The sequence below is a fragment of the Herbaspirillum lusitanum P6-12 genome, from assembly GCF_000256565.1.
In the GTDB taxonomy this organism is placed as follows: domain Bacteria; phylum Pseudomonadota; class Gammaproteobacteria; order Burkholderiales; family Burkholderiaceae_D; genus Herbaspirillum; species Herbaspirillum lusitanum.
This window is the reverse complement of sequence record NZ_AJHH01000795.1, coordinates 1-8,104: the sequence shown is the minus strand read 5'-3', so window position 1 is coordinate 8,104 and position 8,104 is coordinate 1. Positions and strand designations below refer to the sequence as shown.

7 protein-coding genes and 1 pseudogene are annotated in these 8,104 nt (G+C 62.6%); 2 read left to right on the top strand and 6 right to left on the bottom strand.

The window, feature by feature from the left end; all coding sequences use genetic code 11:
• From HLUSI_RS0125650 to xylF, 3 genes and pseudogenes are all read right to left on the bottom strand, one after another.
• The coding region (locus HLUSI_RS0125650) for an ABC transporter permease subunit (protein ID WP_016836648.1) at nt 1-472 on the bottom strand (472 nt) is incomplete at its 3' end.
• Between the two features lie 25 nt (nt 473-497).
• Nucleotides 498-2,054, bottom strand: a complete 1,557-nt coding sequence (gene xylG / locus HLUSI_RS0125645) for a D-xylose ABC transporter ATP-binding protein (protein WP_029364034.1) — start codon at nt 2,052-2,054, stop codon at nt 498-500.
• A 99-nt stretch (nt 2,055-2,153) separates the two neighbouring features.
• A pseudogene (gene xylF, locus HLUSI_RS30745) lies at nt 2,154-3,168 on the bottom strand (D-xylose ABC transporter substrate-binding protein).
• Between the two features lie 385 nt (nt 3,169-3,553).
• On the opposite strand from xylF, the gene HLUSI_RS0125635 reads away from it, so the two are divergent.
• Together HLUSI_RS0125635 and HLUSI_RS0125630 are read left to right on the top strand one after the other, a co-directional pair.
• A complete protein-coding gene (locus tag HLUSI_RS0125635; protein ID WP_040503917.1) occupies nt 3,554-4,798 on the top strand; it encodes a XylR family transcriptional regulator in 1,245 nt (414 codons plus the stop codon).
• A 22-nt stretch (nt 4,799-4,820) separates the two neighbouring features.
• Nucleotides 4,821-5,885, top strand: coding sequence for an aldose epimerase family protein (locus HLUSI_RS0125630; RefSeq protein ID WP_016836645.1), 1,065 nt, complete (start codon nt 4,821-4,823; stop codon nt 5,883-5,885).
• Nucleotides 5,886-5,941: 56 nt separating this feature from the next.
• Here HLUSI_RS0125630 and HLUSI_RS0125625 read toward each other — a convergent pair whose 3' ends face one another.
• From HLUSI_RS0125625 to HLUSI_RS30740, 3 genes are all read right to left on the bottom strand, one after another.
• Nucleotides 5,942-6,559 carry a riboflavin synthase gene (locus HLUSI_RS0125625; protein WP_029364033.1) on the bottom strand — a complete coding sequence of 206 codons (618 nt, stop codon included), beginning with the start codon at nt 6,557-6,559 and terminating at the stop codon, nt 5,942-5,944.
• 59 nt (nt 6,560-6,618) lie between these two features.
• Nucleotides 6,619-7,725, bottom strand: coding sequence for a bifunctional diaminohydroxyphosphoribosylaminopyrimidine deaminase/5-amino-6-(5-phosphoribosylamino)uracil reductase RibD (gene ribD / locus HLUSI_RS0125620; RefSeq protein ID WP_016836643.1), 1,107 nt, complete (start codon nt 7,723-7,725; stop codon nt 6,619-6,621).
• A gap of 5 nt (nt 7,726-7,730) precedes the next feature.
• On the bottom strand, nt 7,731-8,104 hold a 374-nt coding region (locus HLUSI_RS30740), incomplete at its 5' end, for a GspH/FimT family pseudopilin (RefSeq protein ID WP_016836642.1).

Genomic DNA, 8,104 nt, shown 5'->3' with positions numbered 1-8,104 from the left:
CTACGAGGTTAACTACAATAAGGGGTAGTTGGCCCAGCAGCACGCCGCGAAACGCCAGCATGCCGCCCAATCCGACGATGAAGGAGGGAATGCCCAGGTAGGCGGTGAGATAGCCATTGAGCAGGCCCAGCGCCAGGCCGAAGCCCAGCGCCAGCACCAGGTTCAGCGCCAGCGGCAGGTGGTGGCTCACGTCCAGCAGCGCGGCGAGGCCACCCAGCAGGCCCAGCAGCGAACCCACCGACAGGTCGATTTCACCGGCGATGATGACCAGCACCATGCCACAGGCCAGGATGCCGGTCACCGACATCTGGCGCAACAGGTTGGAGAGATTGCGGGGCGTCACGAAGCCGCCATCGGTCATGAAGCTGAAGAAGCCCCAGATGATGGCGATGGCGATCAAGAGCGCAATGATCTTGTAACGGCGGAATACCTGCTTGAGGTCGGCCATGCTGGCCAGGGTGCTTGAAGTCATACCGGATTCACCTTGTGGTTTTTGTTCAGCCCGCCGCCGCACGGGGCGTGGCCTGTGGCACGGGTTGGTTGATCGCTGCGGCCAGCACGGTTTCCTGGCTCAGGTTGTCGTTGACGAAGTCGCCGCGCAGGCGGCCTTCGCCGATCACCAGCACGCGGTCCGACACGCCCAGCACCTCGGCCAGTTCGGAGGAGACCATGATGATGGCCAGCCCGGCCTTGGCCAGTTCGGAGATGAGGCGATAGATCTCGGCCTTGGCGCCGACGTCCACGCCGCGCGTGGGTTCGTCCAGGATCAGCACCTTGGGCTGGGCCAGCAGCATCTTGGCCAGCACGGCCTTTTGCTGGTTGCCGCCGGACAGGCTGGTGATGGGCAGGAAGGGCGTGGCGGTCTTGACGCGCATGCGGCCGATCTCGTCCTGGATGGTCTTGAGTTCAGCGCTGCCATCGATGCGGCTGCCGCGCGAGAAACGGTTGAGCACGGTCAGGGTGATGTTCTGGCCCACATCCAGATCCGGCACGATGCCATGGTGCTTGCGGTCTTCCGGCACCATGCACAGGCCGCGGCGGATGGACTTCAGGGGCGAGCTGGTATCGGCCGGCTTGCCCTCCAGCAGCACCTGGCCTTCGTAACGCCCGCGATAGGCGCCGAAGATCGCCGACACCAGTTCGGTGCGGCCGGCGCCGACCAGGCCGGCGATGCCGAGGATTTCACCGCGCCGCACCGAGAACGAGACGTCGTCGACGCGCTTGCGCTTGGGGTTGTCGACGTCGAGGCAGGTCATGTGGCGCGCCTCGAACACGATCTCGCCGACTTCATGGTCGCGGCTCGGGTACATTGCGGTGATTTCACGACCGACCATCTGCGTGATGATGCGGTCGACGTCGAGCTCTTCCATCGGCGTGGTGGCGATGTGCTTGCCGTCGCGGATGACCGAAATGGTGTCGCACACGGCGGCCACTTCATCGAGTTTGTGCGAGATGTAGACGCAGGCCACGCCTTTGGCCTTGAGATCCTTGATGATCTTGAGAAGGACGGCAATTTCGGAAGTGGTCAGCGACGACGACGGCTCGTCGAGGATCAGCAGGCGCGCCTTCTTGTTGAGCGCCTTGGCGATCTCCACCAGTTGCTGGTGGCCGCCGCCGTATTGCATGACGGGCAGGGCGACGTTGATGTCCGGCATGTTCAGTTCGCGCATGAGTTCTTCGGCGCGCCGGTACATGGCGGGATAGTTCATGCGACCGCCGAGCAGGGTCAGCTCATGGCCCATGAAGATGTTTTCCGCCACCGACAGCTCGGGCACCAGCATCAGTTCCTGATGGATGATGACGATGCCGGCGGCTTCGGTGTCGCGCACGGAATTGGCGATCAGCGGCTGGCCGTCCCAGCGTATTTCGCCGTCCCAGGTGCCGTGCGGATAGACGCCGGAGAGGATCTTCATCAGCGTGGATTTGCCGGCGCCGTTTTCGCCGCACAGGCCGACGCATTCGCCGACCTTGATTTTCAAGTCGATGCCGTCGAGGGCGCGGACACCATCGAACTGTTTGACGATGCCCTTCATTTCCAACAAATACTCTGACATGCTGCGCTCGCGGAAGGGGAGGGGAGGTAAAAAAAAGCAGATACGACGCCCGTCGGGCGCCGTAGCTGCGTGGGTACTTTTTGTGGTTTTGCGAAGGACTTACTTCGCGCCGATCTGCGCCTGCGTATAGAAGCCGTCGTCAATCAGGATGTTGACGTTGGCCTTGGTCAGCGGGATCGGCTTGAGCAGCACCGTGTCGACCTTCTTGAAGCCGTTGTCGTACTGCGAGTTGTAGCTCGGCTTCTCATTGCGCGCCAGGTGCACCGACAGATTGGCGGCTTCGGTGGCGATCAGCTTGAGCGGCTTGTAGACCGTCATGGTCTGGGTGCCTGCGACAACGCGCTTGATCGCCGCGAGGTCGGCGTCCTGGCCCGATACCGGTACCTTGCCTGCCAGCTTTTGCGCCGCCAGTGCCTGGATGGCGCCCGGCGGTGCCGTCGTTGGAAGCGACGATGGCGTCGATCTTGTTGTTGTTCGCGGTCAGGGCGTTTTCAACGATCGACAAGGCTTCGGTCGGATTCCAGTCCTTGACCCATTGCTGGCCGACGATCTTGATGTCGCCCTTGTCGATCAGCGGCTTGAGCACCTTCATCTGGCCTTCGCGCAGCATCTTGGCGTTGTTGTCGGTCGGCGAGCCGCCGAGCAGGTAGAAGTTGCCTTTCGATTGCGCCTTGATCACGCCTTCGGCCTGCATTTCACCGACCTTTTCATTGTCGAACGAGATATAGGCGTCGACGTCCGCGTTCAGGATCAGGCGGTCGTAGGACAGCACCTTGATGCCGGCTTTCTTGGCTTCCTTGATGGTGTTGGTCAGCACCGTGGCGTTGAACGGCACGATCACGATCACGTCGACGCCGCGCGAGATCAGGTTTTCGATCTGCGAAATCTGGCGCGCTTCGCTGGCGTCGGCGGATTGCACGAACACCTTGGCGCCGAGTTTTTCGGCCGCAGCAGTAAAGAAGTCGCGGTCGCGGGCCCAGCGTTCAACACGCAGGTCATCGATGGAAAAACCGATCTTCGGATTCTTGGCGTCGGCCATTGCACCGCCTGCGACCAGCGACATCGTAGTCGCCGCCATCAGGGCCAATACACTCTTTTTCAGGATTGCGTTCATTGCCATGTCTCCAGATTGTTCATTATGATTTTTAAGGGGGATGCCTCTGCAGCGGCGGGAATTTTTTATAAACACTGCCCCGCTCCTGCCCCATCGCCGCCTCGCTGAGGCTTGATGTGCGGCCATACTAGCAACCGCGTACCGGCCACCACAATTACGAAATCCGCCAAGCGGCAGTGCGATTCTTTCTATTGCAGGTGCACATACCCCGATTTGGACTGACGCGGCGACGGCGTCTCGGTACAATCGAAAAATCAGAAAAGCAGGAAGAGCGGAACAAGAAAAGATGACGATTTGACATCGTCGACAAGATGTTCCGCGACTTCAGGAGACCGCTTGCCGGCGCAGCCCCAGTTGCAGCCGGTCGGGCATCGGAGAGTTCAGCGTGACAAAAGTACCGACCGTGCATCGCATTGCGCTGCTGTTCAACGGCAACAAGATATTCGACCGCGACATCATCGCCGGCATCGGTGAATACCTGAGCAGCACCCGTGCGTCGTGGGACTTGTATCTGGAGGAAGATTTTCGTTGCCGGCCGCAAGGAATCGAACGCTGGCAAGGCCACGGCATCATCGCCGATTTCGACGACCCGACCATGCAGGAAGCCTTGTCGCGCGTGCAACTACCGGTGGTCGCGGTGGGCGGCTCCTATGCCGACGAGTCCGGCTATCCAAAAGATCTGCCCTATGTCGCGACCGACAATTTCAAGCTGGTCAAGCTGGCCTACGACCACCTGATCGAAGCCGGATTGCAGAATTTCGCCTGCTTCAGCCTGCCGCAGGCTGACGTCAACCGCTGGGCGCAGGAGCGTGAAAAGGCGTTCGAATCGCTGACGCAGCGCGACGGCATACAAGGCCACGTGTATCGCGGCGTCGGCACCAGCGCGCAGTCCTGGGATACCGCCGTCGAGCAGCAGATCGCCTGGGTGCGCAGCTTGCCCAAGCCGATCGGCATCATCGCCGTCACCGATGCGCGTGCGCGGCAATTGCTGCAAGCCTGCCTGTTCGCCGGCATCGCAGTACCGGAGCAGGTTGCGCTGATCGGCATCGACAACGACCCGCTGGCGCGCATCCTGACGCGCGTGCCGCTCAGCTCGGTGATCCAGGGTACGCTGGAGATGGGCCGTACGGCGGCGCATCTGCTGCACCAGATGCTGCACGGTCACGGCGCGCAGTTTTCCGACAAGCGCATTTTGGTGCCGCCGGCCGGCATCAATGTGCTGGCGTCGAGCCGGCACGAAGCGCGCAATCATCCGCACGTCATGCAGGCGATGCACTTCATCCGCCAATACGCCTGCCAGGGCATCAAGACCGAGCAGGTCGCCGATTACGTGGGCGTGTCGCGCTCGTCGCTGGATTGGTATTTCCGGCGCGAACTCGGCCGCAGCGTGCATGACGAAATCCTGCGCTTCAAGCTCGATGCCGCCAGGCGCATGTTGCAACAGGCGCACGGCAACGTCGCCGAGATCGCGGTCAGCTGCGGTTTCACCTCGGTGCAATACATGCATGCAGTATTCAAGCGCGAGCTCGGCTGCACCCCGCGGGAATATCAGGAACAGCTGATGCAAGGCGCCGCGGCAAATCCACCGTCTTCACTTCCTTCATTGCAAGAATCCATCCACGGCGATTGATTCGCCGCCGCATTCCGACGACATGACACATTTCACCCTCTCCAGCACTGCCGCCGGCCACGGCGTCACCTTGTACACCCTGCGCAATGCGCATGACATGCGCGTCGTCATCAGCAACCGCGGCGCCACGCTGATTTCCTGGTGGGCGCCCGACCGCTACGGCCGCGAAGCCGATATCCTGCTCGGCTATCAGGACCAGCAGGACTACCTCGCCAATACCCCGTACTTCGGCGGCGTCATCGGACGCTGGGGCAATCGCATTGCCGGCGGCCGTTTTACGCTCGATGGCGTCGACTATCAGCTCGACCGCAATGAGGGCGACAATCATCTGCATGGCGGCGCCGGCGGTTTTCACTTGTTGCCGTGGCAGGTGCAGGCCGATCCGGAAGGATTGCGCATGACGCTGTCTTCGCCGCATGGCGCTGCCGGCTTTCCGGGCAATGTACTGGCGTCGGTGTTGTACCGGCTCGACGACGACGGCCGGCTGAGCATCGATTACACCGCGACCAGCGACGCGCCGACGCCGCTCAACCTGACCTCGCACGGCTACTTCAATCTGAACGGCGGCGTCGACGACATCTGCGACCACATCCTGTCCATCGATGCGGATCGCTATTTGCAAATTGATCGTGCATTGATTCCGAACAAGGTGGTGGAGGTGGCCGGCAGCGCGTTCGACTTCCGCCAGCCGGCGCCGATCGGTGCGCGACTCGCATGGCCCGACGATCAACTCGGCATCGCGGGCGGCTTCGATCATTGTTATTGCCTGCGCCCTGGAGATCCCGCGACCGCTTCGCGCAGCCGCAATGCGCAGGCGCTGCGCGAGGTTGCTGCTGTCTACGATCCCGGTTCCGGACGCGAACTGGCGGTTGCCACTACCGAGAACGGCCTGCAGTTTTACAGCGGGAATTTTCTGGAAGGAATTGCCGGACGCGGCGCGCAGGCCTATGCCGCGCACGACGGCTTTTGCCTGGAGGCGCAGGCCTATCCGGATCAGGTCAACGGTCCCGATCGTGAAGACGTGATCCTGCGCCCGGGCCAGGTGTATCGCCAGACCACGACTTACCGGGTGAGCGTGCGCGCCTGATGGAATGAGTTCCGGTCAGCGCGCTTCACGCTTGCACCAGCGGTACGCGCGAGTGTTTATTTATTCGTGGTCGAAAGCATGCGCTCGACGTAGCGCGCAATCAGGTCGATCTCCAGATTGACCTTGCCGCCGACCTTCAGGTGCTTCAGCGTGGTGACCTGGATCGTGTGCGGGATCAGGTTGATCGAGAAGCGGCAGCCGTTGGCGACGTCTTCCACGCGGTTGACGGTCAGCGAAACACCATTGACGACGATCGAGCCTTTGTAGGCGAGGTATTTGGCGAGCGACTTCGGCGCTTCGATGACCAGCTCCCAGGATTCGCCGACCGGTTCGAACTTGCTGACCACGCCGAGGCCGTCGACGTGGCCGGAGACCAGGTGGCCACCGAGGCGTTCGGCCAGGGTCAGGGCTTTTTCCAGGTTCACTTCTCCCGGCGCGTCGAGACCGACGGTGAGGTTGAGGCTCTCGCGCGAGACGTCGACGGTGAATCCTTTGGCGGTCTTTTCCACCACCGTCATGCAGGCGCCGTTGAGCGCGATCGAATCGCCCAGCGCGACGTCGTCCATCGCCAGCGGGCCGGCGTCGATGTCGAGGCGTACGCCGGCATCGGCTGTGTTGCCCAGCGGTTGAACGGAAGTGATGTTGCCGACGGCGGCGACGATACCTGTGAACATGGTGGGATCCAAATAAGTAACTGAACAGAATGGCTGAATAAGATTGCTAACGAAGTGGACTAGCTGAATCGGGCAAGGATACGCAAATCCTCGCCGATCTGCTTGACCTCATGGAAACGGATGCCGATCTTGCCCGACAGGTCTTCCAGCGGCGGCAGCTCGAACATGTTGCGGCCGTCGCCGATCAGGGACGGCGCCAGGTAGACCAGCAGTTCATCCACGCAGCCTTCGCGCAGCAATGCGCCATTGAGCCGGGCGCCGGCTTCCACGTGCAATTCATTGATCTGGCGCTGGCCTAGTTCGCGCATCAGGCCGGGCAGGTCGACCTTGCCCTGCTCATTGGCCAGCAGGATCACCTCGGCGCCCTCGGCTTCGAGGGCGGCGCGCTTGTCGCGGTCGTCAGTGGCGGTGAAGACCCAGGTGTTGCCGCCCTGGATCACCCGCGCCTCGGGTGAAACGATGAGCTTGCTGTCGATGACGATGCGGCGCGGCTGGCGCGGGGTCTCGATGGCGCGTACGGTCAGTTGCGCGTCGTCCTTCTGGATGGTGCCGATGCCGGCCATGATGGCGCAGGCGCGGGCGCGCCAGATGTGGCCGTCGTCACGGGCGGCCTGGCCGGTGATCCACTGGCTCACGCCATTGTGCAAGGCGGTCTTGCCGTCCAGGCTGGCGGCGCTCTTCATGCGTACCCAGGGGCGGCCGGTGCGCATGCGGTGCAGGAAGCCGATATTGATGTCGCGCGCTTCTTCTTCCAGCAGGCCGCAGCTGACCTCGATGCCGGCGGCCTGCAGGCGCGCCAGGCCCTGTCCGGCCACCATGGGGTTGGGGTCGGCGATGGCCGCGACCACCCGCGCTACGCCGGCACGGATGAGGGCGTCGGCGCAGGGTGGGGTGCGGCCGAAGTGGCTGCAGGGTTCCAGGGTGACGTAGACGGTCGCGCCGCGCACGTCGTGGCCACGCGCGGCGGCGTCGGCCATGGCCTGGATCTCGGCGTGGTTGCCGCCGGGCGGCTGGGTGAAGCCGGCGCCGATGATGCGCTGGTCCTTGACGATGACGCAGCCCACACGCGGATTGGGCGTGGTGGTGAACATGCCTTGTTCGGCCTGTTGCAGCGCAAGCGCCATGGCTTGCCGGTCGTTTTCGATGAAGAGGTCGTAGATGGACATTGGGTTCACGGGGGTGCGATATTCCGGTCGGTTGCAGGCGCAGGATTCGGTGTGAGTCTACAGCTTCCGTCATCCGCCGGATTGCAGATGCGGGCGCGACCCAGGATTCCAAGCCTGACCAGGCGGGTTCTTCCTTCCAGCGAAAATTGCCACGAACCCCACAGCGGCGCCCGGTCGCTTATGTTGTTGCGGGTCCTGCCGTTGCCATTGTAAGCGATGTAGGACGCCGACTTGTCGCTCAACGTGGTGGCCATGACAAGGCCGGCAGGCAACTGTTCATGGCTGTAGATCAATTCATCGCCGGCGTCGAATTGCAGGTCGGCGTCGCCCGGCTTGTTGGCGAAGACCACCCAGCCGCTCTCCCATCTGCTGCCGTCGC